Origin of the sequence: Kumtagia ephedrae, from assembly GCF_003012745.1 — a bacterium.
Taxonomy (GTDB): Bacteria; Pseudomonadota; Alphaproteobacteria; order Rhizobiales; family Rhizobiaceae; genus Kumtagia; species Kumtagia ephedrae.
The window spans coordinates 76,812-101,889 of record NZ_PXYK01000002.1 but is presented as its reverse complement, the minus strand read 5'-3'; the positions used below and the strand labels follow the sequence as shown (position 1 = coordinate 101,889).

At 66.8% G+C, this 25,078-nt stretch carries 21 protein-coding genes; 8 read left to right on the top strand and 13 right to left on the bottom strand.

What is annotated here, in order from left to right; genetic code table 11:
- Nucleotides 1–11: 11 nt before the first annotated feature.
- The 8 genes from C7I84_RS02220 to C7I84_RS02185 form a co-directional block, all read right to left on the bottom strand.
- On the bottom strand, nucleotides 12–707 hold the full coding sequence (locus C7I84_RS02220; RefSeq protein ID WP_106770524.1) for an urease subunit beta: 696 nt from the start codon (nucleotides 705–707) through the stop codon (nucleotides 12–14).
- Nucleotides 708–717: 10 nt separating this feature from the next.
- Nucleotides 718–1,404 carry an urease accessory protein UreF gene (locus C7I84_RS02215; RefSeq protein ID WP_106770523.1) on the bottom strand — a complete coding sequence of 229 codons (687 nt, stop codon included), beginning with the start codon at nucleotides 1,402–1,404 and terminating at the stop codon, nucleotides 718–720.
- Nucleotides 1,401–1,853, bottom strand: a complete 453-nt coding sequence (gene ureE, locus C7I84_RS02210) for an urease accessory protein UreE (RefSeq protein WP_106770522.1) — start codon at nucleotides 1,851–1,853, stop codon at nucleotides 1,401–1,403. The genes C7I84_RS02215 and ureE overlap by 4 nt, the downstream gene beginning before the upstream one ends.
- A gap of 58 nt (nucleotides 1,854–1,911) precedes the next feature.
- Nucleotides 1,912–2,607, bottom strand: coding sequence for an urea ABC transporter ATP-binding subunit UrtE (gene urtE, locus C7I84_RS02205; protein ID WP_106770521.1), 696 nt, complete (start codon nucleotides 2,605–2,607; stop codon nucleotides 1,912–1,914).
- A complete protein-coding gene (gene urtD / locus C7I84_RS02200; RefSeq protein ID WP_425351287.1) occupies nucleotides 2,600–3,349 on the bottom strand; it encodes an urea ABC transporter ATP-binding protein UrtD in 750 nt (249 codons plus the stop codon). Before urtD ends, urtE begins: the two co-directional genes overlap by 8 nt.
- Nucleotides 3,350–3,396: 47 nt before the next feature.
- Nucleotides 3,397–4,503: an urea ABC transporter permease subunit UrtC gene (urtC, locus tag C7I84_RS02195; protein ID WP_245428288.1), complete on the bottom strand. Its 1,107-nt coding sequence runs from the start codon at nucleotides 4,501–4,503 to the stop codon at nucleotides 3,397–3,399.
- A gap of 2 nt (nucleotides 4,504–4,505) precedes the next feature.
- The gene (urtB, locus tag C7I84_RS02190; protein ID WP_106770519.1) at nucleotides 4,506–5,396 is read right to left on the bottom strand and encodes an urea ABC transporter permease subunit UrtB; all 891 of its coding nucleotides are present in this window, start codon (nucleotides 5,394–5,396) and stop codon (nucleotides 4,506–4,508) included.
- 73 nt (nucleotides 5,397–5,469) lie between these two features.
- Nucleotides 5,470–6,711, bottom strand: coding sequence for a transporter substrate-binding domain-containing protein (locus C7I84_RS02185; protein ID WP_106770518.1), 1,242 nt, complete (start codon nucleotides 6,709–6,711; stop codon nucleotides 5,470–5,472).
- 351 nt (nucleotides 6,712–7,062) lie between these two features.
- Between C7I84_RS02185 and C7I84_RS29895 the strand changes: the two genes are divergently transcribed.
- On the top strand, nucleotides 7,063–7,224 hold the full coding sequence (locus tag C7I84_RS29895; RefSeq protein ID WP_165815950.1) for a hypothetical protein: 162 nt from the start codon (nucleotides 7,063–7,065) through the stop codon (nucleotides 7,222–7,224).
- Here the strand turns inward: C7I84_RS29895 and C7I84_RS02180 are convergent.
- The 4 genes from C7I84_RS02180 to C7I84_RS02160 form a co-directional block, all read right to left on the bottom strand.
- Entirely contained in the window at nucleotides 7,205–7,828 is a 624-nt protein-coding gene (locus C7I84_RS02180) for an ANTAR domain-containing response regulator (RefSeq protein ID WP_106770517.1), read from the bottom strand. The genes C7I84_RS29895 and C7I84_RS02180 overlap by 20 nt on opposite strands.
- A 12-nt stretch (nucleotides 7,829–7,840) precedes the next feature.
- Nucleotides 7,841–8,992, bottom strand: coding sequence for a transporter substrate-binding domain-containing protein (locus C7I84_RS02175; RefSeq protein ID WP_106770516.1), 1,152 nt, complete (start codon nucleotides 8,990–8,992; stop codon nucleotides 7,841–7,843).
- Between the two features lie 180 nt (nucleotides 8,993–9,172).
- Nucleotides 9,173–9,799: an NYN domain-containing protein gene (locus tag C7I84_RS02170; protein WP_106770515.1), complete on the bottom strand. Its 627-nt coding sequence runs from the start codon at nucleotides 9,797–9,799 to the stop codon at nucleotides 9,173–9,175.
- 366 nt (nucleotides 9,800–10,165) lie between these two features.
- The gene (locus tag C7I84_RS02160) at nucleotides 10,166–11,578 is read right to left on the bottom strand and encodes a helix-turn-helix domain-containing protein (RefSeq protein ID WP_106770513.1); all 1,413 of its coding nucleotides are present in this window, start codon (nucleotides 11,576–11,578) and stop codon (nucleotides 10,166–10,168) included.
- Nucleotides 11,579–11,803: 225 nt separating this feature from the next.
- Between C7I84_RS02160 and C7I84_RS02150 the strand changes: the two genes are divergently transcribed.
- From C7I84_RS02150 to C7I84_RS02135, 4 genes are all read left to right on the top strand, one after another.
- The gene (locus tag C7I84_RS02150) at nucleotides 11,804–13,336 is read left to right on the top strand and encodes an acyl-CoA carboxylase subunit beta (protein WP_106770511.1); all 1,533 of its coding nucleotides are present in this window, start codon (nucleotides 11,804–11,806) and stop codon (nucleotides 13,334–13,336) included.
- A 9-nt stretch (nucleotides 13,337–13,345) separates the two neighbouring features.
- Nucleotides 13,346–15,349 carry an acetyl-CoA carboxylase biotin carboxylase subunit gene (locus C7I84_RS02145; RefSeq protein WP_106770510.1) on the top strand — a complete coding sequence of 668 codons (2,004 nt, stop codon included), beginning with the start codon at nucleotides 13,346–13,348 and terminating at the stop codon, nucleotides 15,347–15,349.
- A 199-nt stretch (nucleotides 15,350–15,548) separates the two neighbouring features.
- Nucleotides 15,549–17,681, top strand: a complete 2,133-nt coding sequence (gene scpA / locus C7I84_RS02140) for a methylmalonyl-CoA mutase (protein ID WP_106770509.1) — start codon at nucleotides 15,549–15,551, stop codon at nucleotides 17,679–17,681.
- Nucleotides 17,682–17,859: 178 nt separating this feature from the next.
- Complete coding sequence (locus C7I84_RS02135) at nucleotides 17,860–18,420, top strand: carboxymuconolactone decarboxylase family protein (RefSeq protein ID WP_133170047.1); 561 nt, start codon at nucleotides 17,860–17,862, stop codon at nucleotides 18,418–18,420.
- Nucleotides 18,421–18,703: 283 nt separating this feature from the next.
- Here C7I84_RS02135 and solA read toward each other — a convergent pair whose 3' ends face one another.
- The gene (gene solA / locus C7I84_RS02130) at nucleotides 18,704–19,867 is read right to left on the bottom strand and encodes an N-methyl-L-tryptophan oxidase (RefSeq protein WP_106770507.1); all 1,164 of its coding nucleotides are present in this window, start codon (nucleotides 19,865–19,867) and stop codon (nucleotides 18,704–18,706) included.
- A 236-nt stretch (nucleotides 19,868–20,103) separates the two neighbouring features.
- Here solA and C7I84_RS02125 point away from each other — a divergent pair, with 236 nt between their 5' ends.
- Genes C7I84_RS02125 through C7I84_RS02115 form a run of 3 tightly spaced genes read left to right on the top strand, consistent with a single transcriptional unit; the run spans nucleotide 20,104 to nucleotide 25,072 of the window.
- The gene (locus C7I84_RS02125; RefSeq protein ID WP_207770949.1) at nucleotides 20,104–22,152 is read left to right on the top strand and encodes a hydantoinase/oxoprolinase family protein; all 2,049 of its coding nucleotides are present in this window, start codon (nucleotides 20,104–20,106) and stop codon (nucleotides 22,150–22,152) included.
- On the top strand, nucleotides 22,149–24,164 hold the full coding sequence (locus tag C7I84_RS02120; protein WP_106770506.1) for a hydantoinase B/oxoprolinase family protein: 2,016 nt from the start codon (nucleotides 22,149–22,151) through the stop codon (nucleotides 24,162–24,164). Before C7I84_RS02125 ends, C7I84_RS02120 begins: the two co-directional genes overlap by 4 nt.
- Before the next feature lie 50 nt (nucleotides 24,165–24,214).
- Entirely contained in the window at nucleotides 24,215–25,072 is an 858-nt protein-coding gene (locus C7I84_RS02115) for a sulfurtransferase (protein WP_106770505.1), read from the top strand.
- Nucleotides 25,073–25,078 lie beyond the last annotated feature (6 nt).

Genomic DNA, 25,078 nt, shown 5'->3' with positions numbered 1-25,078 from the left:
AACTTCTCCTCTCAGGCGCCGCGGAAGCCGCCGGCGCGGGCGCGTTCCAGCGCCGCCGCCTTGGCCGCGGGGTCGTCGGCGTTGCCGTCGGACAGGCCGTTCAGGCCGGAAAGCCGCTGCTCGCCGCCGAAGGTGGTGAGCGTCACCTCCTTCTCCTGTCCCGGCTCGAAGCGCACGGCCGTGCCGGCGGCGATGTCGAGGCGCATGCCGTAGGCGGCGGCGCGGTCGAAATCGAGCGCCCGGTTGACCTCGAAGAAATGGTAGTGCGAGCCGATCTGCACCGGCCGGTCGCCGCTGTTGACGACACGCAGCGTCAGCTTGCGGCGGCCGGCATTGAGCTCGATGTCGCCGTCGCCGGTGACCAGCCCGCCCGGTTCGACCGTGTCCACCTCGGCACCCGCCACCGGGCGCAGTGGCTCGTGCACGGTCACCAGCTTGGTGCCGTCGCGAAACGTCGCCTCTACCTGCAGCATCGGCAGCATCGCCGCAACGCCGGGCATCACCTCGGCCTGAGTCAGGATCCGCGAGCCCGCCGACATCATCTCGGCGACCGAGCGGCCCTCGCGCGCGCCTTCGAGAATCTCGTCGGAGATGATGGCGACCGCCTCGGGATAGTTGAGCAGCAGCCCCTTGGCGCGGCGTTTGCGGGCAAGTTCCGCCGCCGTGTAGATGGTGAGGCGTTCGAGCTCGGTCGGCGTCAGAAGCATCGGGGCCTCCTCAGTTGGAAAACAGCCGTTGGCCGGCGGCGCCGTGCAGGGCAACCGCGATCTCGGCCAGCGGAATGAAGGAACGGATCGGCTCGTCGTCGGCGACGGGTGCCGCGCTGCCGGTCTCGATCAGCGGCAGCATACGGGCGAGTTCGGCCTGCGCCTCGATGGCGCCCACCAGGCCGAGCCGCACCGCCGCGGTGGCGAGCGAGGCGGCCGCCTGGTAGCCGGAGATCGCCACCGCGGTCGCCTCGTCGAGGCCGAGCGCCTGCCACAGCAGCCCCTGCACCACCGCGAGATGGCCGGGGGCGGCGCCGTCGCGCAGCATGGCGCGGTAGGCGGCGGCCCCCGGCGTGCCGATGCGGGCGTGGGTGGTCAGCAGCGCAGCGCCGTTGCGCCGCGAGCCGGCGCGCAGACCTTCGACGAGGGTGGAGGCCTCGACCTCGCGGTCGAGCGCCGCCAGCCTGGCGAGGTCTCCGCGCAGCCGGTGCGCGCGCACCAGGGCGACGCGGTCGGCCTCCGCCCAGCGATGCCTGATCTGCGCCCGCATGAAGCCGGCGAAGTCGAAGGCGCCGAGCCGCTCCGCCAGTTGCGACGACGCCTCCAGTCCCTGCGAGAAGGCGAAGCCGCCGGACGGAAACTGGCTGTCGCCGTGTTGCAGCGCCACCAGCAGGCCGAGGCCGCCGGCCGCGCTCATTCGCTCTCCTCGGAGACGGTGACCCGCCCGCCTTCGATCATCGGCTCGATGCGCGCCGCATAGGTCGCGGCAGGCCCGTCGAGCGACACCAGCAGGTCGTCGCCGTCGAAGCGCACCCGCCAGTGCAGATTGCCGGCATGGTAGCCGAGCTCCAGCGCGTCGCTCGCCGAATGAGGCGACAGTCTGAGCCAGCGCTGCTCGCCGGCGCGCACGACGATGGCGCGCTTGTCGTCGAGCAGCAGCACCGCGCCGTCGAACAGCTTCTGGTCGCGCGGCAGCGTGATCGCCACCTCCTCGCCCTTCTCGGTGCGTGCCAGCAGGCGGCGGCGGTCGAGATCGGCCACGGCGATCTTGACCACTTCGACGGCTCCGTGATGCTCCAGATGGTGCAGCCGGTCGTGCAGGCTGTGATCGGTGCTGGCTCCGAGGAGGCTGTCGACGCGAAGCATTTTCTCCACCCTTTCTGCGGTCTGCGGCGCCGTTGCTTCGACGCCGGTCGTTGCGGCGCTACAGGCCCATGTGCCTGTGGATGAGGTCGTTGCTCAGATCGGCCGCGGTGCCGGAAGCGGCGACCCGACCCTTCTCCAGGATGGCGAAGCGGTGGGCGGCGGTGCGCGCGAAGCGGATTTTCTGCTCGACCAGGATGATGGTCAGGCCGTGGTCGCGGTTGAGCGAGACGATCGCCTTCTCGATGTCCTCGACGATATTGGGCTGGATGCCTTCCGTCGGCTCGTCGAGCACGAGGACGGACGGGTCGGTCGCCAGCGCGCGGGCGATGGCGAGCTGCTGCTGCTGGCCGCCCGACAGATTGGTGCCGCGCCGCCCGAGATGGTCCTTCAGGAACGGGAACAGCGACCAGACGAGCTGCGGCACCGTCATCTGCCCGTCGGTGCGCGCGTTGCAGCCGAGCAGGATGTTGTCGAGCACGCTGAGGCCGGGAACGATCTCGCGTCCCTGCGGCACATAGCCGACGCCGCGTCGCGCCCGCTCGTGCGTCGGCGTCGCGCTGATGTCGGCGCCGTCGAACTCGATGGTGCCGGTGGTGCGCACGTCGATGCCGAGCAGGCTGCGCAGCAGCGTCGTCTTGCCGACGCCGTTGCGGCCGAGCAGGCAGAAGGTCTCGCCCTTGCGGATGTCGAGATCGAGATCGTGGATGATGTGGCTGGTTCCGTAGAACGCGTTGAGCTTCCTGAATTTAAGCATGGCTGAGACCCGCCGATCCGAGGTAGGCCTCGATCACCGCCGGATTGTGCTCGATCTCGGCGGCAGTGCCCTCGGCCAGCACCGCGCCCTGGTGCATGACGGTGATGGTGCGGCAGATCAGCCGCACGAACGCCATGTCGTGCTCGATGACCAGGACCGTGTGGCTGCCGGCGAGGTCGAGCAGCAGTTCGGCCGTCTTGTCGGTCTCGGCGGCCGTCATGCCGGCGGCCGGCTCGTCGAGCAGGACGATCTTCGGATCCTGGCTGAGCACCATGGCGAGTTCCAGCCACTGCAACTGCCCATGCGACAGCTCGGAGGCCCTGCGGTTGATGGCACCGAGCAGGCCGGTGCGCTCCGCCACCGCCGCTTCCTTGTCGCTGGGGCGCGACGGCAGCCAGTCGAACAGGTTTTCGAACACGCGCACGCGCCGGTTGCTGGCGACCTGCAGGTTCTCCAGCACCGTCATCTCCTTGAACACGGTCGGCGTCTGGAATTTCCGGCCGAGGCCGCTGCGTGCGATCGCCGCCTCGCCGATGCCGGTGATGTTGCGTTCGCGCAGCCAGATTTCGCCTTCCGACGGCAGGATCTTGCCGCACAGGAGGTCGAGCAGCGTCGACTTGCCGGCGCCGTTCGCCCCGATGATGACGCGCAGCTCACCGTCGGCGATGGCGAGATCGACGTCGCGAACCGCCGGGAAGCCGTCGAAGCGTACGGTCAGCTTCTTCGCCTGCAGGATGGGCATCGCCGCCATCGGCACGGCTGCCGGGCGGCTGACGTTCGCGACGGCGTTCAAGGGTATACCTCCTGTCCGACCGCGCGGGCCTTGCCGGAGCGCCCGATCAGGTCCTTGACGATGCCGGCGATACCGTTCGGCATGACCAGCACGACGAACACGAACAGGCCGCCGAGAACGATCGGCCAGACCGGCTGGAAGGCGGGGCTCTCGCTGGCGACCGAGCCGACGAAATTGACGAGCAGCGCGCCTATGCAGGCACCCAGCAGCGACGCCCGCCCGCCGGTCGCGGCCCAGATCACCATCGAGATGCTGAAGGAGGTCGCCATCAGCGACGGCGAGGCGAACTCGGCGGTGAGCGTGAACAGCATGCCGGCCAGCCCGGCGATGCCGGCCGAGAAGCAGAAGATGAAGAGCTTGTAGTTCTCGACGTCGTAGCCGAGGTAACGCGCCCGTGCCTCGTCCTCGCGGACGGCCTTCAGCACCTGGCCGATGCGCGCCGACAGCATGGCGCGAGACACCAGCACGACCGCCAGCAGCGTGCCGGCGACGAGATAGTAGATGCTCGGCCCGTAGGGATCGAACTCGAAGCCGCCGATCTCGAGCCAGGCGAGATTGGCCAGCCCGTTGAAGCCGCCGGTGAGCGGCTGGTTGTTTATGATCAGCAGCTGGCCGATCAGCGCGAAGGCGAGCGTGATGATGCTGACGTAGACGCCGGTGGTGCGCCGCTTGAACATGACGTAGCCGAGACCGGCGGCAAGTACGCACGGCACCACGATGGCCGCGATCATGCCGAACGCTACCGAGCGAAACGGAATCCACAGGAACGAGCCCGGCGTCACGCAGCACAGGTCGCGCACCGCGTCCGGCTGCATGTTGAGCAGCATCAGCTCCGGCACCGGGTTGTTCTCCGGCACGGCGAGCGTCAGTGACATCGCCAGCATGTAGGCGCCGATGCCGAAGAACAGACCCTGGCCGAGGCTGAGGATGCCGGCATAGCCCCACGACAGGCTGATGCCGACTGCGCAGATCGAATAGACGAGGTAGGTCGCGACGCGGTTGGTCCAGAAGCTGTTGAGAAAGAAGGGGAGGGCGAAGATCACGGCGAAGAACAGCAGGTAGGCGGCGATCGTGGCGGTGCGGTGTTTCATGCGCTCGTCCATGGTCAGCGGCTCCTGCTCACGAACAGGCCCTGCGGCTTGAAGAGGAGGATGAGGATGACCACGGCGAACAGCACGGTGCGGCCGTAGACGTCGTTCAGCCACATGGCGACGAAGCTCTGCACCTCGCCGAGGATGCCGGCGGAGAGGAAGGTGCCGGCGAGGTGGCCGACGCCGCCGGCCACCACCACCAGGAAGGCGTCGACGACATAGGGCGTGCCCATGTCCGGCGAGACGGTCTTGAAGCCGGAGACGAGCACGCCGGCGATGCCGGCGAGGCCCGAGCCGTAGGCGAAGGCGAGCATGTTGACGCGCTTGTCGTTGACGCCGCAGGCCGCCGCCGTGTTGCGCGCCACCGAGACGGCGCGAAGCTGGCTGCCGAAGCGCGTCCTGTAGATCAGCCACCAGGTGACGGCGCCGAGCAGCAGGGCGACGACGAAGATGAAGGCCCGGTAGACGGGGATGTTGGCGCCGAGGAAATGCAGGGTCTGCTGGAGTTCCCCCGGCACCGGCACGTTCTGCAGGTCGGAGCCGAGGCCGTCGATATGGATGCCGAACAGCCCGAGCCCGAAATGGATGCGGATGAGCTGCTGCAGGATCAGCGCGATGCCCCAGGTGGCCAGCAGCGTGTCGAGCAGCCGCCCGTAGAGCCGGCGCACCACGGTGCGCTCGATCACCAGGCCGAAGCCGGCAGTGACCAGGAACGCCAGCGGCAGGCAGAGATAAAGGTTGAAGCCGAGATGCTTAGTCGCCAGCACGGTGACGTAGGCGCCGATCATCACCATCTCGCCATGGGCGAGATTGATGACCTTCATCGTCCCGTAGATGATCGCCAGGCCCAGCGCGACCATGAACAGGATCGAGGCGATGCTCAGTCCGATGACGAATGTTTCCATGCCGCTTCCAACCTGACCCGAAATTCGGGCCGCCGCGGTCGACCGCGCCGGCCCGGTGTCCTGCCGAAAGGCGTTACAGCACGGCGCCGCCGGCGGTGCAGATGCGCTTTTCAGCGGTCTCGCCGACGCTCGAATAGGGCAGGGGCAGCAGCGGCTCCGGATACTGGTCGACGATGTCGAGCAGGCCGTCGGCACGGGTCTTGCCGATGCGCGGGGTCAGGTAGCTGTGCAGGTTCTCGGGGTCGATCGTCACCTTGCCCTGCGGCGCGTCGAACGACAGGCCGCCGGCATTCGCCACCACCGCCTCGGGCGACACGTCGCCGGCCTTTTCGGCGGCCATCGCCCACATGTTGACGCCGATATAGACGGCTTCCATGGCGGCGTGGGTGACGGCATCGGTGCCGGCATAGGCCTTGAACGCCTCGACGAACACCTTGTTCTGCGGCGTGTCGACGGTCTGGAAATAGGGCAGCGAGACGTAGCTGCCCTGGGCGTATTCAGGACCCATCGCCTTGATCTCGACCTCGGTGGTGGTCGAGGAGCAGAGCGGCAGCTTCTCGAAGTCGTAGCCCTGGTTGCGCAGCTCGCGATAGAAGGCCACGATCGAATCGCCGACGACGTTGGAGAAGATCACGTCGGCGCCGCTGGAGCCGATCTTTGACACCATCGAGGCCCATTCGGTATGGCCGAGCGGCAGGTATTCGTCGCCCACCACCTCCATGCCGATACCCTGGCAGATCGTCTTCGAGGTCTTGGCCATGCCGCGCGGGAAGGCGTAGTCGGAGCCGACGATGAACAGCTTGCTCTTGCCGAGGTTCTTCTTCAGCCAGGGCAGCGAATTCTCGAGCTGCTGGTTGGGCACCGCCGAGCCGGCGTAGAGCACGTTCTTCGAGCACTCCTCGCCCTCGTACCAGGTCGGCCAAACCAGCAGGCCCTTGCGCCGCTCGACCACCGGCAGCACCGCCTTGCGGCTGGCGGTGGTGTAGCAGCCGAAGATCACCGGCACCTGGTCCTCGATGGCGAGCTTGCGGGCCTTCTCGCTGTAGATGCGCGGCTCCGACGCCGGGTCCTCGATGATGGGCTTCAACTGCTTGCCCAGCACGCCGCCTTTGGCGTTGATCTCGGCGATCGCCATCTGCGCGCACTGGTTCATCGACTTCTCGACGATGGCGGTGGTTCCCGTCAGGGAATACATGATTCCCACCGGTATCTCGTCCGCCGCCCAGGCCCTGCCGTCGAGGCGCAGGATCGCCGGCGCCGCCAGGCCCATTGCCGCCAGTCCGCTCGCCTTGATGAATGTCCGTCTGTTCTGCATCGTAGTACCCCTCGTTTTGCGCCGTCTTTGACGCTTCGTTCTTGTGGATTGTCCGGTCGCGGTTTGCTGGCGAGGCGACCGGCTCAGGAAACCTTCCGGCTCTTCGCGCGTCCGTGCTCCTAAAAAAACCGCCGAATTCGGCTGCTTTCCCGCGAAAATCGCCTGCTTTTTCTCCGAAAAACCTCCTGGAATTTTTCCAAAACGCCCCGGAATTCTCCCAAAAACCCCGGATATTTCGGCGCTCGGCCATCCGCGCACTCGTCCGAAGGCGCATTTGCGCAGCCCCTGCGCAGGCAAGCACAAGGTCATGCGCGACCGGCCAGCGGACGCGGTTCGGCAGATCGATTCAGCATGACGGCCGCCAACGACACTGTCGGACAGGCCGAAAAACAAAAAGCCCGCCAACTCCTGTCCGGAGCTTGCGGGCTACCCAGCCTCACGGTGCCGACGACGCTGTCGGGCACCACAATCGAAGTTCAAACTTCACTGAACGTCAATTATTTTTCACTGTAGGCACGGTGTCCCTGAACGTCAAGAGTTCATGTGCATTTATGATGGCGCTCGCCAGATCGTCCATCGGGACGCGCTTGGCCATGGCCTGCCTGCGGATGCTCTCATAGGCGGCCTGCTCGCTCAGCCCCTGCGTCTCCATCAGGATGCTCTTCGCCTTGAGGATGCGGTTGTTGCCGGCGAGCTTGCGCTCGAGCTTGCGGATGCGCTTGGCTGCGCCCTGCCGTTCCAGCCACAGCGCGCGGGCGATCGTCAAATTGGTCAGCAGCCCGAACGGGCGGATCGGCCGCTCGATCACCGCCAGCGCGCCGCATTCCAGCACGACTTGCAGCGTGCCTGGATCCTCGAACGACACGACCGCCAGCAGCGCCGGGTCCGACGGCTCGATCGGGCGGAACAGCTTGAGGATTTTTTCGCGGTTCTCCTGCTCGATGGCGACGAGCACCACGGCGGCGGCCGGGCTGATGGCGTCCGGCAGCGGCCAGGTGGTCTCGCAAGTGCAGCCGATGCGTCGGAGATGTTCGACCAGCGCCACGCCTTCCGGGTCTGGCGGGTGGATGACCTGGACCCGCAGCCCCTTCAGATCGCGAAGAATGTTCACCGCCACCGGAGCAATCCGTCACGCCATGCTTCTGGATTGCACGGCGCCCATCCAGTCGTCGTAGGACGCCGTGACGAAATACGGGTCCGGCTTCACCCTGGCCTCGGACTGCCAGAGTATGTCGAACTTGCCTTCCGCGTTGATGCGACCGATGCGCGACCAAAGCTCGGTATGGTGGTTGTCTGGGTCGATGCGGACCCGTCCCTGTGGCGCGTCGAATTCCAGCCCGGCAAGGTGGCGCGCGACGGCCTCTGGCTCGTTGCCGCCGGCCATCTCCAGCGCCTTCGCATAGAGATGCACCTGGAAATAGGCGGCCTCGGCGCTCGCCGTGACCGGCGCGGCCTCGCCGAAGCGGCGCTTGAAGGCGGAAACGAAGCGCCGCGCCTCCGGCGTGTCGAGCGTCTCGAAGAACGAGGCGGCGGTGAGATGCCCGGCGGCGATCTCCGGATGCATCTCCGCCACCTCGGCCTCGGTGGTCGACAGGCTGGCGATCGGCATCGTCCGGGGATCGAAGCCGGCTTCCCGGTAGGCCTCGTAGAGCAGCGCCGCGCCGGTGCCGACGACGTTGGAGACGACGACGTCCGGCTTCAGCTTACGGATCTGCCGGACGACCTTCTCGAAATCCCTGCGGGTGGCTTCGACCGGAACGTAGATCTCGTCGGCCACGCTGCCGCGCGCCCGCGTCACCAGGTCGGTGACCACCCGGTTGTATTCGTAGGGGAATACGTAGTTCGACCCGACCAGCAGGAAGCGTTTGCCGAAGGTCTCGATCAGATAGCGCGCCAGCTGCACGGCGTTCTGGTTGGAGGACGAGCCGGTGTAGAAGCAGCGGGTCGAGTATTCGAAACCTTCGTAGAAGGTCGGGTAGAACAGCAGCCCGCGATAGGCCTCGATTTCCGGCAGCACGGCCTTGCGCGCCGTCGACATGTAGCAGCCGAAGATGAATTTTATGCCGTCCTCGGTGAGCAGGCGCACCGCCAGCTCGCGATATTTCTTCGGCGAGCATTGCGGATCGTAGAAGACCGGCTGGATGGCCCGGCCGAGCACGCCGCCGGCGGCGTTGATCTCCTCGGTCGCCAGCAGCGTCGCGTTCGCCTCGGCGATCTCAGCGGCGGCGGTCACGCCGCTGCGCGAGAACAGAACGCCAATTCGCCAGTCACCATTCGTCACGGTCTGCTCACCTGCCCAAAACGCGAGTCAACGATAGGCGCCCGTCAGCAGCGTTGCCGGAAGAGTCTGAGCGGGCGGGGAGAAAGGGAAACGGCACTGTTTCCTGAGGCGAGCGTATAGCGGCGGCATCGAAAACGCAACGCGGTGTCGAGGCTGGTAATGTCTCAATTTGGAGGTCGGTTATGTGGTTTTCTTAGGCCGATAATCGCGCGCGTCCTGGCAACTATCGTAGGTAGCCCGGTCAATCTGAACCCAATCGGTCTTGTCGATGCCACGTACCTTATGCGCTGGGCTGTAAGGGTAAGCAGAAGCCATCTTGATCCAGCGATTGGTCGCCTTTGAGATCGCGCGCAATTCTTCCGCCACCTCTGATAAATCCTGGTCTCTGCAAAATAGGAGTGCGACGTCATAAGTGTCTTCGTGCGCAAGGCGAATAACGTCCAGAGCGATCCGCACGTCGATACCCTTCTCGTCTCCATCCAAGAATGAAAAGTCAGATCCGTCCGGTAGCTTCACCGTTTTGTTTCTGTAGCGCAGCGGGCGAGTGTAGACGTGCACGCCATCACGACCCATCTGAGCACCTTTGGCAACCCAGAAATGGTTCCAAAACGCATTGTCGCCAGCGTCGGGAACGCCAGTGTAAAAGCGAACGCCGCTGCACACCCAACCTTTTGCGGCGCAAACAGTCTCGGCTAGAAGCTTTGGATCATAGCTGGGGAACTTGTATCCAAACGCCTTTTTAGCGCAATGGAACAGGTTTTGTCCGTCAAAAAACGCTACTGCACGGATTGGATCGGGAAGCTTCATGCTGTGCTCCCCAGAAACAATAACCCCGCCAGAGGCCTTTCAGCGTGTCCGACGGGGGAGAAGTTGATACTCGTCAATATGGGCATGTAGGCCTTCACGTCAAGTTAATTTTCGAACCCTTCCTGCACGGAAACCTGGCCCGACTTCAGTGCAGCAGGGTCCTCCGCCATTTCGCGAAGATCGTCCATCGACGAAGCATACCGACGACGCGCCAACACCATTCCGAACGCCGTTTTCAGCGTCTTCTGAACGCGGATGAAGTTGTACCAGAAAGTGCACAACGCAACCATGTGAATGTGGTTCTCAACTCCTTGGGAACGCATAGCCGCCAAGCCCATTGCTTGCACGCGACGTACCTTCAAGCTGCTACAGCATCGAATAGGGCAGCGACGTCCGCACATTGTGGTCGATGCTCAGCCGCCGCTTGAGCGGCGGGACGGCGCGCTGCGGGCAGTTCTGGCGCTCGCAGATGCGGCAGGAGATGCCGATCGGGTCGAAGGCGGCGCGGCTGTCCTTGTCCAGTCCGTCGGCATAGACGAAATCGCCGGCATAGGAGATCTCGCAGCCCAGCGCGATCACATAGGACCGGTGGAGTGCGCGGTAGCCGCCGCCGCTCTTGGTTATTTCGGTGGCGACGCTGAGATAGCGTACGCCGTCCGGCGTCTCGGCGAGCTGCCGCACGATGCGGCCGGGCGCCTCGAAGGCCTGGTGGGCGTTCCACAGCGGGCAGGCGGCGCCGAAGCGGGCGAACTGCAGCTTCGCCGCGCTGTGCCGCTTGGTGATGTTGCCGGCGCGGTCGATGGTGGCGAAGAAGACCGGCACGCCTTTCAGGCCCGGGCGCTGCAAGGTCGACAGCCGGTGCGCGATCTGCTCGAGGCTGGCGCCGAAGCGGGCGGCGAGCAGTTCGAGATCGTGACGCAGCTCCCTGGCCGCGCTCATGAAGGACTGGTAGGGCAGCACCAGGGCGCCGGCGAAATAGTTCTTGAGGCCGATCTTGCAGACCTCCGCCGCCTCGGCCGAGCGGAAGCCGGCCTTTCCCACGATCCCGGCGATCGGCGGCTCCATCTCCAGCGCCGCGATCTGGAACGCCGTCTGGAAGGTGCGCGTCGCTGCAGGCGAATAGGGGTTGAGGAACAGGGTCCGCGACGCCGGGTCGTAGCGGCGCAAAAAATCCTCGCCCGGACCGGAGCGGACAACGCGCACGCCATGCCGCTTCTCCAGGTGGTCGGCAAGCGCGGCGCCGGCCTCGCGATCGGGCAGGCCGACGTCCGTGGCGAGCTTTTCGGCGGCAACGTCGAGGTCGTGCACGTAGTTGTCGACGAAGTGGAAGAAGTCGCGCACCTCCTCATACGGCGTCGGCTCGGCCGCCGAAACGCCGCGGCCGAGCGTGTCGTCGAGGCTGACCAGCTGCTCGCTGGCGCGGCGATAGGCCTGGTGGCTTGAGATCAGCGCGCGCGCCAGGGACGGCGCGTTCTGCGTGATCAGCTTCAGTTCCTGCAAGGTCGGCCTGTGGCTGTCGAACAGCGGGTCGGAGAGCGCCTCCGACAAGGCCGACAGCATGCGGTCGCTGTCGGTCTGCGCAATGTCGGACAGGTCGATCTGGAACTTTTCCGCAAGCTCCAGCAGCACCGCGGCCGAGACCGGCCGCTGATTGTTCTCGATCTGATTGAGATAGCTCGTCGAAATGCCGAGACGCTCGGCGAACTGCACCTGGGTGAGGCCGGCGGCCTGGCGCAGCTCGCGGATCTTGCGGCCGATATAGAGTTTCGGAGGCGCCATGTCGCAAATTCGCAAAGTGAAGTTTGCAACTTTATACACCACGCTTTTGCACCTGTTCAAGCGTTCTGATGCGAGCGGTTTGGCGTTAGGGGCAACCGTGACCGGGAGTTACGGAGGGCCGCCAGTGAGCTTGTATGACGCATTCGCCATCGGGGGTGTGGCGGTGCCGCTCGCAGTGGTCGTTCCGACGGCCGGGCAGGCGCCCGGGCCGAGGGCCGGCCGCTGATGCGCGCCGTCATCGAGCAGCTCGAGCAGCGGCGGGCCGAGGCCCGCCTCGGCGGCGGGCAGAAGCGCATCGACGCCCAGCACGCCAAGGGCAAGCTGACCGCCCGCGAACGTATCGACGTGCTGCTCGACGAGGGCTCGTTCGAGGAATACGACATGTACGTCACGCACCGGGCGACCGAGTTCGGCATGGCCGGGCAGAAGATTGCCGGCGACGGCGTGGTGACCGGCTGGGGCACCATCAACGGCCGCCTTGTCTACGTGTTCTCGCAGGATTTCACCGTGCTCGGCGGCTCGCTGTCGGAGACGCACGCCAGGAAGATCTGCAAGATCATGGACATGGCCGTGCGCAACGGGGCGCCTGTCATCGGCCTCAACGATTCCGGCGGAGCGCGCATCCAGGAGGGCGTGGATTCGCTGGCCGGCTACGCAGAGGTGTTCAGGCGCAACGTCGACGCCTCTGGCGTCGTCCCGCAGATCTCGGTGATCATGGGGCCCTGCGCCGGCGGCGCCGTCTATTCGCCGGCCATGACCGACTTCATCTTCATGGTGCGCGACTCCTCCTACATGTTCGTCACCGGTCCCGACGTGGTGAAGACCGTCACCAACGAGATCGTCACGGCGGAGGAACTCGGCGGCGCGCGCACGCACACGCAGAAATCCTCGGTCGCCGACGGCGCCTTCGAGAACGACGTCGAGACACTGGAGGCGATCCGCAAGCTGTTCGACTTCCTGCCGCTGAACAACCGCGAGAAGCCGCCCGTCCGGCCGTTCTTCGACGATCCGTCGCGGCTGGAGATGCGGCTGGACACGCTGGTCCCCGACAGCGCCAACAAGCCCTACGACATGAAGGAACTGATCCTGGCGATCGCCGACGAGGGCGACTTCTTCGAGATCCAGGAAGCCTATGCCAAAAACATCGTCACCGGCTTCCTGCGCATCGAGGGCCAGACCGTCGGTGTCGTCGCCAACCAGCCGATGGTGCTGGCCGGCTGCCTCGACATCGATTCCTCGCGCAAGGCGGCGCGCTTCGTGCGCTTCTGCGACGCCTTCTCGATCCCGATCCTGACGCTGGTCGACGTGCCCGGCTTCCTGCCCGGCACTGCCCAGGAATATGGCGGCGTCATCAAGCACGGCGCGAAGCTCCTGTTCGCCTACAGCCAGGCGACCGTGCCGATGGTGACGCTGATCACGCGGAAAGCCTATGGCGGCGCCTATGACGTGATGGCGTCGAAACACATCGGCGCCGACGTCAACTATGCCTGGCCCAGCGCCGAGATCGCCGTGATGGGCGCCAAGGGCGCGACCGAGATCCTCTACCGCTCGGAACTCGGTGATGCGGAGAAGATCGCGCGGCGCACGCAGGACTACGAGGAGCGTTTCGCCAATCCGTTCGTGGCGGCCGAGCGCGGCTTCATCGACGAGGTGATCATGCCGCATTCCTCGCGCCGGCGCATCGCCCGGGCCTTCGCAGCGCTGCGCGGCAAGACGGCCGAGCAGCGCTGGAAGAAGCACGACACCATGCCGCTATGAGGGCCTGACATGTTCAAGAAGATCCTCATCGCCAATCGCGGCGAGATCGCCTGCCGGGTCATCAGGACGGCACGAAAGCTCGGCATCGCCACCGTCGCCGTCCATTCCGACGCCGACCGCGAGGCGCTGCACGTGAAGATGGCTGATGAAGCCGTGCATATCGGCCCGTCCCCGTCCTCAAAATCCTACATCGCCATCGGCAGGGTCCTCGACGCCGTCCGCAGGAGCGGCGCCGACGCGGTGCATCCGGGCTACGGCTTCCTGTCGGAGAACCCGCATTTCGCCGACGCGCTGAAGGAGGCTGAGGTGACCTTCATCGGTCCGCCGGTCGGCGCCATCGAGGCGATGGGCGACAAGATCACCTCCAAGCGGATAGCCGCCGGCGCCGGCGTCAGCACCGTGCCCGGCCATATGGGGCTGATCGACAGTGCCGAGGAGGCGGCGCGCATCGCCCGCGACATCGGCTATCCCGTGATGATCAAGGCGTCGGCCGGCGGCGGCGGCAAGGGCATGCGCATCGCCTGGAACGACGCCGAAGCGCGCGAGGGCTTTCAGTCGTCGCGCAACGAGGCGAAGTCTTCCTTCGGCGACGACCGCATCTTCATCGAGAAATTCGTGACCGATCCGCGCCACATCGAGATCCAGGTGCTCGGCGACCGGCACGGCAACCTGATCTATCTCGGCGAGCGCGAATGCTCGATCCAGCGGCGCAACCAGAAGGTCATCGAGGAGGCGCCTTCGCCTTTCCTGGACGCGGCTACTCGAAAGGCGATGGGCGAGCAGGCGGTGGCGCTCGCCAAGGCCGTCGGCTATTTTTCAGCCGGCACGGTCGAGTTCATCGTCGACGGCGCCCGCAATTTCTACTTTCTCGAGATGAACACCCGCCTGCAGGTCGAGCATCCGGTGACGGAGCTGGTCACCGGCCTCGACCTGGTCGAGCAGATGATCCGGGTTGCGGCCGGCGAAAGGCTGGCCATCCGCCAGGAGGACGTGGCGCTGTCGGGCTGGGCGATCGAGAGCCGCCTTTATGCCGAAGACCCTTACCGCAACTTCCTGCCCTCCATCGGCCGGCTGACGCGCTATCGCCCGCCTGCCGAAGGACGGCGCGACGACGGCATGGTCGTGCGCAACGACACCGGTGTGTTCGAGGGCGGCGAGATCTCGATGTATTACGACCCGATGATCGCAAAGCTGTGCACCTGGGCCCCCGACCGGCTGGCGGCGATCGAGGCGATGGGCGCCGCGCTCGACGACTTCGAGGTGGAAGGCATCGGCCACAATCTTCCTTTCCTGTCGGCGGTGATGCAGCAGGAGCGTTTCCGTGAGGGGCGGCTCACCACCGCCTACATCGCCGAGGAGTTTCCCGACGGGTTCGGCGGCGTGACGCCGGAGGACGAGGAGGCGCGCAAGCTGGCGGCGGTGGCGGCGGTCGTCCACGTGCGCGCCGAGCGGCGCGCCGTGCAGATATCCGGCGCGCTGGCCAACCATCGCCGCACCGTGGCCGGGGACTGGTCTGTGACGATTGCCGGCCGCGCCTTCGACGTCGCCGTGCATGACGACGATGCAGGCATGCTTGTGTCGGTCGGCGACGGCGCCCCGCTTGCGGTGGCGAGCGACTGGCTGCCCGGCCGCAGCCACGCCCGCTTCGTCGTCGGCGGCGAGCCGATGGGCGTCAAGGTCGCAGCCGCCGGCAGCGGCTGGCGGCTGCGCTGGCGCGGCATCGACGCGGTCGCCCGCGTGCGCTCGCCGCGCGTGGCAGCACTCGCCGGACTGATGCCCGACAAGGCGCCGCCGGACACGTCCAAAATGCTGCTCTGCCCGATGCCGGGCGTCGTCACCTCGATCATGGTCGCCGAAGGCGACGTGGTGGAGGCCGGCCAGGCGCTCGCCACGGTCGAGGCCATGAAGATGGAGAACGTGCTGCGCGCCGAGCGCCGCGGCATCGTCAAGCGCATCGCCGCCGCGACCGGCGCCAGCCTGGCCGTCGACGAGCTGATCATGGAGTTCGCGTGATGGCCGCAGCGATTGGCGTTCCCTCCCCCTCGAGGGGAGGGTGGCCGGACGAAGTCCGGCCGGGTGGGGTCCTCTCCTCCCGCTCGGCGTCACTGAACGAATTGGGTCGAGCACTGCCGAAGCGACCCCACCCGGCTCGCTGCGCGAGCCACCCTCCCCTCAAGGGGGAGGGATCGGCGCCCGGCCGGAGGCGCTCCGCATGACCGATCTCGAAAGGTGGCGCGCCCTCGCCGAGAAGGAGATCAGGGCAGACCCGCAAAAGCTCGTCTGGCAGACGCCGGAGGGCATCGCCGTCAAGCCGCTCTACACCGCCGAGGATCTTGCCGGCGTCGACCATCTCGGCAGCATGCCGGGCGAAAAACCCTTCGTGCGCGGGCCGCGCGCAACCATGTATGCCGGCCGGCCGTGGACGATCCGCCAATATGCCGGGTTCTCGACGGCGGAGGCCTCCAACGCCTTCTACCGCAAGGCGCTCGCCGCCGGGCAGCAGGGCGTGTCGGTTGCCTTCGACCTCGCCACTCACCGCGGCTACGACAGCGATCATCCGCGCGTCGAGGGCGACGTCGGCAAGGCCGGCGTGGCGATCGATTCGGTCGAGGACATGAAGATCCTGTTCGACGGCATCCCGCTCGACCAGGTGTCGGTGTCGATGACCATGAATGGCGCGGTGATCCCGATCCTGGCGAATTTCATCGTCGCCGGCGAGGAGCAGGGCGTCTCGCGCGAAAAGCTTTCCGGGACCATCCAGAACGACGTGCTCAAGGAGTTCATGGTCCGCAACACCTACATCTACCCGCCGGAACCGTCGATGCGCATCGTCGCCGACATCATCGCCTATACGGCGAAGGAGATGCCGAAGTTCAACTCCATCTCGATCTCCGGCTATCACATGCAGGAGGCCGGGGCGACGCTGGTGCAGGAGCTGGCCTTCACGCTGGCCGACGGGCGCGAATATGTGCGGGCGGCGCTGAAAAAGGGCCTCGATGTCGACGATTTCGCCGGGCGCCTGTCGTTTTTCTTCGCCGTCGGCATGAATTTCTTCATGGAGGCGGCGAAACTGCGCGCGGCGCGGCTGTTGTGGACGCGCATCATGGAGGAGTTTTCGCCGAAGAAGGCGTCGTCGCTGATGCTGCGCACGCACTGCCAGACTTCTGGCGTGTCCTTGCAGGAGCAGGATCCTTACAACAACATCGTGCGCACCGCCTTCGAGGCGATGAGCGCCGCACTCGGCGGCACGCAGAGCCTGCACACCAATTCCTTCGACGAGGCGATCGCGCTGCCGACGGAATTTTCGGCGCGCATCGCCCGCAACACGCAGCTCATCCTGCAGCACGAGACCGGCGTGACCCGGGTGGTCGACCCGCTCGCCGGTTCCTACTACGTCGAGAGCCTGACCGGCGAGCTCGCCGAAAAGGCGTGGGCGCTGATCGAGGAGATCGAGGCGATGGGCGGCATGACCAAGGCCGTCAACGACGGCCTGCCGAAGCGCCTGATCGAGGAGGCGGCGACCCGCCGCCAGGCGGCCGTCGATCGCGGCGACGAGGTCATCGTCGGCGTCAACAAGTACCGGCTCGAACAGGAAGACCGGATCGACATCCTCGACATCGACAACAAGGCGGTGCGCGAGGCGCAGGTCGCCCGCATCGAGCAGACAAAGCGCCGGCGCGACCCCGCGCGGGTCGAGGCAGCCCTTGCCGCGCTCGCCGAGGTCGCGGCCGGCGGCGCGGGCAACCTGCTCGAGGCCGCGGTCGAGGCCGCCCGGGCGCGCGCCACGCTCGGCGAGATATCAGATGCCATGCGAACAGTCTTCGGCGATCATTCGGCCGTGCCGAAGGTGGTGCGCAAGGTCTACGGCCAGTCCTATGCCGGCGAGCCGGAATACGAGACGCTGGTGACGCGGCTGCGGCATGTCGCGTCCGTGCTCGGCGAGCCGCCGCGGCTGCTCGTCGCCAAGCTCGGCCAGGACGGCCACGACCGTGGCGCCAAGGTCATCGCGTCTGCCTTCGGCGACATCGGCTTCGAGGTGATCGCCGGCCCGCTTTTCCAGACGCCGCAGGAGGCGGCCGACCTGGCGATAGGCGCGGAGGTGCATGTGGTCGGCATGTCGTCGCTGGCGGCTGGCCACAAGACGCTGGCGCCGCAGCTTGTCGAGGCGCTGAAGGCGCACGGCGCGAAGGACGTCGTCGTGGTGGTCGGCGGCGTCGTCCCGCGGCAGGACTACCAATATCTGCTCGATCACGGCGTCGCCGCGGTGTTCGGACCGGGCACCAACGTGCTCGACGCGGCGCGCGGCGTGCTCGACCTTCTGGAGGGCAGGCGCCGCAACATGTGACGCGCGTCCGGAGCCGTTCCGGCGGCCAAGGCGAAGCAGGCGCGGGTCACTTCTGGGCCATGGATAATCCGAGGCGGAAACCTTCACATTCGCAAGCGCTTGTCTTATTTCGGGGCGATGTCAGGCGTTCGGACGGCTCTCCGCGGCCGTCCGGAATACAACCCAAGAGTAGCTCCCCATGTCCGTTTCCTCCTTCGATTGGCATTCCCCCGACGCTCCGGCGGAGCTTGCCGGACTGGCAAGGGCTGAGCAGGAGCGGGTAGGGCGGGTCACCAACATGAAGGGTGTGCTGCTGCATTCGGCGCCGGCGTTTCGCCTGTTCGGCGCGGTGCTGCCGCTCAAGGAGAGCCTGCGCTCGCGCCTCGGCGCGCGCGCCGTCGACGTGTTCTCGCTGGCGATCTCGGAGGATTCGCACTGCCTGCTGTGCTCGCTCTATTTCCGCCGCGCGCTCAAGGCGCACGGCGTAGATCCCGACGGCTACGTGCCGACCGACGACGAGGCGGCGCTGATCGAGATCGCCCATCGCATCGCAGGCGAGCCGGTCGCGCACAAGGCCACGCCGCCGGCCGCGCTGAAGTTGCTGGAAGCCAGATACGGTGCGGAAACCGTCGTGGAGGTCGTCGCCTACGGCTCGGCGATGCTTGCGACCAACCGGCTGAACACCACGCTCGGCATTCCGATCGACGACGACCTGCTGCCGGCGGCCGATATTGCCGGCGCCAAGGCGAACGCTGCCTGATGGTGGCGAAGCGCCGAGCAGGTCTAGCTTCGGTACGGCAGACGAGGCGAGCCTTTCAACTCAAGCTCTGACGAGTGAAGCGCCCCCCTCTCCGTCTCGCCCTTCGGGCTCGACACCTCTCCCCCACATTCGTGGGGGCGAGGAACCGCTACCGCGATGCCGGCGCCTCTCCAGCCTGGGTTCCTCGCCCCCACGAATGTGGGGAGAGGTGTCGAGCCCGAAGGGCGAGACGGAGAGGGGGGCTCGCGAGAAACTTCAAAGGTCGGAGTTCAGGGCTTTCGAGCTAGCTTTCCGGCAGGTTCCACACACCCGGCAGCGATAGCGCCGCCCGGTCGAAGCGGAAGGCGGAGATGTCGGCGGGGGTCTGCCCGTCGATCAAAAGCTCCGACAGGGTGCGGCCGATGACGGACGCAAACTTGAAGGCGTGCGTGGCGCCGACGGCGCAGACGCAGTTCGGATGGCCGGGGATGCGGTCGAGCACGAAGTCCGCGTCCGGCGTGTGGGTGAGCAGGCAGGTCTTGGTGTAGAGCACCGGGCCGGCCGCCCTCGGTATGTGGTCTTCGAGGAAGCGCAGCACGTCCCGCTCGTTACCGGCGTCCGGATCGAAGCCGCGGCTGTCCGTATCGGTGGGGGAAAAGCGGTCCTTCGCGATCTTGACCCCCGCGGCGCCATAGACTGGAAAGCCGTAATAATTGTCGTGGATCATCCATATCCATACCGGGAAACGGTCGGGCGAAAATTCCTGCAGATGCGGGCTGTCGACATAGGTCACCTGCTCGTGCGTGACCTTCAGCGGCAGTTCCAGGCCGAAATGGGCGAGCAGCCGGTTCGTCCACGGGCCGCCGGCGACGACGATCTTCTCCGCCGAAAAAATCCGTCCGCCCGCCGATATCTCGTAGCCGCCGTTGACCGGGCGGATCTGCTTCACCGGCATGTTGTCGAGAAGGGTGGCGCCGTTGCGCAGCGCGAGGCGGCGATGCGCCTCGTTCGCCTTGATGGCGCCGACGAGCCCGCCGTCGGGCTGGTAGACGGCATGGATGTCGCCGTCGAAGCGGAATTGCGGAAAGCGTCGCCGCAGCTCCGCCGCGTCGAGGATGTCATAGGGCACGCCGCATGCCGCCATGCTCTCGTTGTAGGCGGCTTCGTCGAGCGTCGTCTTCGGCGGCCAGAAATTCAGCTCCCCGGTCTTCAGCACGAGCTGCTCGCCGCTGTCCTCCTCGACGGTTCCCCACGCCTCGTAGGCCTGCTCGGCGAACCGCACATAGGGGACGGTATGGTAGGTCTTGCGGATGATGCGCGAATGGTCCTGCGACTCGCCGCGCCCATGGCCGAGCTCGAACTGCTCGATGCCCAGCACGTCGGTGCCGGCGCGGCGCGACAGCCAGTAGCAGGCGGCGCTGCCAAGCCCGCCAAGCCCGAGGACCACATGGGTATAGCTGTCTTTCATGGTCTAGCTCCCGGATTCCGTCATAGCCGGCGTCGTCGATGCGTCGAAGTTCCAAATATCACAACAATGATCCGAAATACGATACAATTTGCCTTTCATTCTGCGCTCGCGCGGGTAAAGTCTGCTGCAACGAGGCGTGCCCGAGCTGGATACCGGCTGCCCTGTGGGCCGGGCCCCGCGGCGGCCGCGGCCCTTCCGCCGGCCGCGCGTTGCAGTTTGAAGGAGCGTTTCCGGCCATGAGCCAGAAGTCCATGCGTTACCGCCTCGGCGTAGACATCGGCGGCACGTTCACCGACGTGCTGCTGATGGAGGAGGATAGCGGCAGGCTCGTTGCCCTGAAGGTGCCTTCGAATCGCCAGAACCCGGAAGACGCGATCATCGCCGGGCTCGACCAGCTCGATGCCCGCCACGGCATTGCTGCGTCCGAAATCGCCTACTTCTCGCACGGTACGACGCTCGGCGTGAACACGCTCCTGGAGCGCGACGGCGCCGAGGTCGGGCTGCTGACCACCAGGGGCTTTCGCGACATCCTCGAGCTGCGGCGGCTGCGGCTTCCCAAGGCCAACGACCTGTTCTTCCCGCGTCCGCGCGCGCTGGCGCCGCGCCGCCGCGTCGCCGAAGTGGACGAGCGGCTGGCGCAGGACGGCGAGGTGGTCGTGCCGATCCGGCGCGACGACGTGCTCGCCGCCGCCCGTCACCTCGTCGCGCAGGGCGCCTCGAACATCGCCATCTGCTTCCTGCATTCCTACCGCTTTCCGGCACACGAGCAGCAGGCGAAAACCTGGATCCTGGAGGAGTTCCCCGACCTCTACGTCATCGCGTCGTCCGACCTCTGGCCGCAGCAGCGCGAATACGAGCGCTGCCTGGTCAGCGTCATCAACGGCTATATCGGCGCCCGCATGCGCACCTATTTCGACACGCTGGAGGACAAGACGAAGCGCGCCGGCCTGGCGACCCGCATCTTCTCGACCAAGTCGAACGGCGGGGTGATGAGCGTCGAGGCCGCCGGCGAGCGGCCGGTCGAGACGCTGCTGTCCGGTCCGGCCTCGGGCGTCATCGGCGCCGCCTTCATCGGCAGGATGATCGGCGATGAGCGCCTGATCACGCTGGACATGGGCGGCACCAGCGTCGACATCGCCGTCGTCGACGGCGAGATACCCTATTCCACCGAGAACACCATCGGCGACTTCCCGGTGCTGCTGCCGGCCGTCGACGTGTCGGCGATCGGCGCCGGCGGCGGCTCCGTCGCCTGGCTCGACGCGGAGGGCGTTCTGAAGGTCGGGCCGCGCAGCGCCGGCGCGCGGCCGGGGCCTGCCTGCTACGGGCGCGGCGGCACCGAGCCGACCGTCACCGATGCCTATGCGGTGCTCGGCATCATGGCGCCGGGCGGCCTGCTCGGCGGCGAGATGAAGCTCGACATCGACAAGGCGCGCGCCGCGTTGGCGACGCTGGGCGAGCGTCTCGGCAAGACTCCGGAGGAGACCGCCGACGCCATCCTGCAGGTGGCGACCGCCAACATCTATGCCGAGCTGGTGCCGCAGCTCGCCCGGCGCGGCGTCGACGCCGGCGACTTCTCGCTGCTCGCCTACGGCGCCGCCGGGCCGACGCATGTCTTCATGCTCGCCCGCGAGCTCAACATGCGGCGCGTGCTGGTGCCGCCGACGCCGGGCCTGCTCTGCGCGCTAGGCTGCCTGGTCGCCGATCTGCGCGCCGACTTCGTGCGCAGCCTGTGGCAGGACGCGCGCGACCTCGCCGACGAGACGCTGGCCGGCTGCTACGCGACGCTGGAGGGCGAGGCGCGCGACTGGCTGGACAAGCAGCAGGTCGACGTCACCGAGACCTACCTGATCCGCTCGGCCGACATCTGCTATGTCGGCCAGTCCTTCGAACTGAACGTCGTGTTCCCGGACGAGCCGTTGTCGGTGGAAGCGCTGCAGCGCTGGTTCCACGACCGCTACGAGCTGGTCTACGGCTTCGCCGACCGCAGCAACCCCATCCGTATCCTCGAGGCGCGGGTGCAGATCGTCGGTGTCACGCGAAAACCCAATTTCGATGACCTGCGCCCCTTCGCGACGGCCGGCGACAAGCCGGCCTCGTCGCGCCCGATCTACGAGCAGGGCAGGGCCGTCACCGGCGCCGTCCTGCAGCGCGCGGCGCTTCGCCCCGGCGACCGTTTCCGCGGGCCTGCCGTGGTCGAGCAGTACGACACGACGGTCTACGTGCCCGAAGGTTTCGAGGTGACGGTGGACGACTGGTTCAATCTCGTCGGGGAGCGGCTGAAATGATCGAGGACAAGATCGGTCTGGAGATCCTGAGCAACCGCTTCCAGGCGATCGTCGACGAGATGGCGCAGGCGCTGTTCCGCACCGCGCACACCGTCTTCATCAAGGAAACGCAGGACTATGGCGCGGTGCTGGTGAGCCCCGGCGGCGAGGTGTTCGCCGCGTCGCGCCGCTACGGCGTGCTGATGATGGTCGGCATGCCGATGGACGACGCCGTCAAGGCGATGGGCGACGACGTGCGCGAGGGCGACATCTTCATGACCAACGACCCCGAGGCGACCGGGGGAATGTGCACCCATCTCAACGACATCTTCCTGTGGAAGCCGATTTTCCACGACGGCAAGCTGATCTGCTACGCCTGGACCTTCGTCCACATGTCGGATGTCGGCGGCCGCGTACCGGGCAGCATCGCGCCGTCGAGCCACGAGATCTACCAGGAAGGCATCCGCGTTCCGCCGCAAAAACTGTTCCACCAGGGCAGGCTCGACGAGACCTTCCTGAAGATGTTCCTGGTCAACACCCGGACCGCCGACCAGAACTGGGGCGACATGAAGGCCTGCATCGCCGGGCTGTCGACGGCGGAGCGGCGGGTCAAGGAATTGCTGGGGCGCTTCGGGCCGGAGAAGATCAGTCAGGGCATCGTCGACGTGATGGACTACGCCGAGACGCAGGCCCGGCGGGTCATTTCGACCGTGCCCGACGGCGTCTACCGCTTCAGCGATTTCATCGAGGCCGACATGGTCGGGCAGGGGCTGCTGCGCGTCAACCTGAAGCTGACCATCGGCGGCGGCGAGATGCATATGGACTTCACCGGGACGGCGCCGCAGGTGCGCGCCGCGCTCAACCTGCCGAGCTTCAGCAAGGACGGCCACTGGATGCTGATCACCGGCGTGGTCAACTGGCTGTGCACGCGCGAGCCCGGCATCGCCTACAATGCCGGGCTGGTGCGGCCGATGAAGGTCCACATCCCCAGGGGCACCATCATCAATCCTGAGGCCGGCGCCGCCTATGGCGGGCGCTATTCGACCTCGCACAAGGTCTGCGACGTCATCATCGGCGCGCTGTCGCAGGCGGTGCCCGACCAGCTTCCGGCAACCGACTCGGGCCAGGGCTCGATCCTGCTGGTATCGGTGCCGGACATGGCGACCGGCGAGACGAGGGTCAGCGTCGTCCAGCCGCTGGTCGGCGGCTCCGGCGGCCGGCCGGTCGACGACGGCGTCGACGGCACCATGGTCATCCTCAACTTCCTCAAGAACGTGCCGACCGAGCTGCTCGAGCACGAGATGCCGAACCTCCTGATCCGCCGCTATTCGCTGCGCGACGATTCCGGCGGCGCCGGCCGCTATCGCGGCGGCACAGGCTCGATCGTCGAGTTCGAGACCAACGTGCCGTTCACCACCATCACGGCGCGCAACATGGAGCGCTATTTGTTCCCGCCGGCCGGCCGCAAGGGCGGCACGCCGGGCACGACCGGCTACACCCTCCTCAACCCGGACGGCGACGACCCGCGCGACATCGGCAAGATCGACATTCTGGAGATGGATGCCGGTGATGTGCTGCGCCTCGGCACGCAGGGCGGCGGCGGTTATGGCGATCCGCTCGAGCGGCCGGCGGCGACGGTGTGGGAGGATGTGCTCGACGAATATGTGTCGCTCGATACCGCCCGTGAAAAATACGGCGTAGTCGGCACGCTGAAGGACGGGCTCGATCGCGCGGCGACGGAGGCGCTGCGCGGGAAGATGCGCGCCGCCCGCGACGGCGCGCCGCTCAAGGAGTTCGACTTCGGCCCGGCGCGCGACGCCTATCACGCACGCTGGCCTGCCGCGCTTCATGACGCGGTCAGCGAGATCACCCAGGACATGCCGCGCGTGCAGCGGCAGACTTCCTACCGCGCGCTCTACGCCGAGATCGACCGCAGGCTCGATGCCGGCGAGACCGTGAGCGCGGCCGACGTGCCCGGCCTGCTGGCGGCGCTGCGGTCCCCCGGCCGGCGCGGGGCTTCGGCGCGGCGCTGAGGCTGTGGGCCGGACGGCTCCGTTTTTCCGTCCCTTGCTGGAGAACGACGATGAGCGAATGGCTTGTGACCACCGACTGGCTCTCGGAACATCTGGGCGAGCCGGGGCTCGTCGTGCTCGACTGCTCCTGGTACCTGCCGGAGGCCGGCAAGCATGCCGTCGACGATTTCCGCCGCGGCCACATCCCTGGCGCCCGCTTCATCGACCTCGGCGCGGTGTCGGATCCGGACTCGCCCTACGTCAACATGCTGCCCTCGGCGGAACTCTGGGCGAGGGAGGTCGGCGCCCTCGGCATCGGCAACGACACCACCGTGGTCGTCTACGATTCCGGCTACGTGTCGGCGCGGCTGTGGTGGATGTTCCGCGTCTTCGGCCACGACAGGGTGCGCATCCTCGATGGCGGCTTCCGCAAATGGCTGGCTGAAGGCAGGCCGGTCGAGGCAGGCGACGCGCCTGACGTCGCTCCGGTGGTGTTCGAGGCGAAGCTCAGGCCGGGCCATGTCGCCGACACCGACGATGTGCGGGCCGCGCTCGACGGCGGCACGACAGTGGTCGATGCGCGCACCGCGGCCCGCTTCGACGGCACGGAAGGCTCCGGCTATCCCGGCGTGGCCAGCGGCCACATGCCCAACGCCATCAACACGCCCTGGCAGAAATTCTTCGATCCGGCGAACAATTTTGCCTTCGTCGATGCGCAAACCGCTGCGAAAATCTTCGCCGATGCCGACGCCGATGTCGGCGGCCCGGTGATCACCACCTGCGGCTCCGGCGTGACCGCCGCCATCCTCGGCTTCATGATCGAGCGTGCCGGCAACAAGGACTGGAAGCTCTACGACGGCTCGTGGCATGAATGGGGGCAGCGCGACGATACCCCGAAGCTGACCGCCGGCGCGGCGAAAAAGGCCTGACGCGGG

Coding starts and splice junctions, on each gene's coding strand:
- C7I84_RS02220 (WP_106770524.1), bottom strand. CDS start 707: ATGCTTCTGACGCCGACCGAGCTCGAACGCCTCACCATCTACACGGCG.
- C7I84_RS02215 (WP_106770523.1), bottom strand. CDS start 1,404: ATGAGCGCGGCCGGCGGCCTCGGCCTGCTGGTGGCGCTGCAACACGGC.
- ureE (WP_106770522.1), bottom strand. CDS start 1,853: ATGCTTCGCGTCGACAGCCTCCTCGGAGCCAGCACCGATCACAGCCTG.
- urtE (WP_106770521.1), bottom strand. CDS start 2,607: ATGCTTAAATTCAGGAAGCTCAACGCGTTCTACGGAACCAGCCACATC.
- urtD (WP_425351287.1), bottom strand. CDS start 3,349: ATGCCCATCCTGCAGGCGAAGAAGCTGACCGTACGCTTCGACGGCTTC.
- urtC (WP_245428288.1), bottom strand. CDS start 4,503: ATGGACGAGCGCATGAAACACCGCACCGCCACGATCGCCGCCTACCTG.
- urtB (WP_106770519.1), bottom strand. CDS start 5,396: ATGGAAACATTCGTCATCGGACTGAGCATCGCCTCGATCCTGTTCATG.
- C7I84_RS02185 (WP_106770518.1), bottom strand. CDS start 6,711: ATGCAGAACAGACGGACATTCATCAAGGCGAGCGGACTGGCGGCAATG.
- C7I84_RS29895 (WP_165815950.1), top strand. CDS start 7,063: ATGACGGCCGCCAACGACACTGTCGGACAGGCCGAAAAACAAAAAGCC.
- C7I84_RS02170 (WP_106770515.1), bottom strand. CDS start 9,799: ATGAAGCTTCCCGATCCAATCCGTGCAGTAGCGTTTTTTGACGGACAA.
- C7I84_RS02160 (WP_106770513.1), bottom strand. CDS start 11,578: ATGGCGCCTCCGAAACTCTATATCGGCCGCAAGATCCGCGAGCTGCGC.
- C7I84_RS02150 (WP_106770511.1), top strand. CDS start 11,804: ATGCGCGCCGTCATCGAGCAGCTCGAGCAGCGGCGGGCCGAGGCCCGC.
- C7I84_RS02145 (WP_106770510.1), top strand. CDS start 13,346: ATGTTCAAGAAGATCCTCATCGCCAATCGCGGCGAGATCGCCTGCCGG.
- scpA (WP_106770509.1), top strand. CDS start 15,549: ATGACCGATCTCGAAAGGTGGCGCGCCCTCGCCGAGAAGGAGATCAGG.
- C7I84_RS02135 (WP_133170047.1), top strand. CDS start 17,860: ATGTCCGTTTCCTCCTTCGATTGGCATTCCCCCGACGCTCCGGCGGAG.
- solA (WP_106770507.1), bottom strand. CDS start 19,867: ATGAAAGACAGCTATACCCATGTGGTCCTCGGGCTTGGCGGGCTTGGC.
- C7I84_RS02125 (WP_207770949.1), top strand. CDS start 20,104: ATGAGCCAGAAGTCCATGCGTTACCGCCTCGGCGTAGACATCGGCGGC.
- C7I84_RS02120 (WP_106770506.1), top strand. CDS start 22,149: ATGATCGAGGACAAGATCGGTCTGGAGATCCTGAGCAACCGCTTCCAG.
- C7I84_RS02115 (WP_106770505.1), top strand. CDS start 24,215: ATGAGCGAATGGCTTGTGACCACCGACTGGCTCTCGGAACATCTGGGC.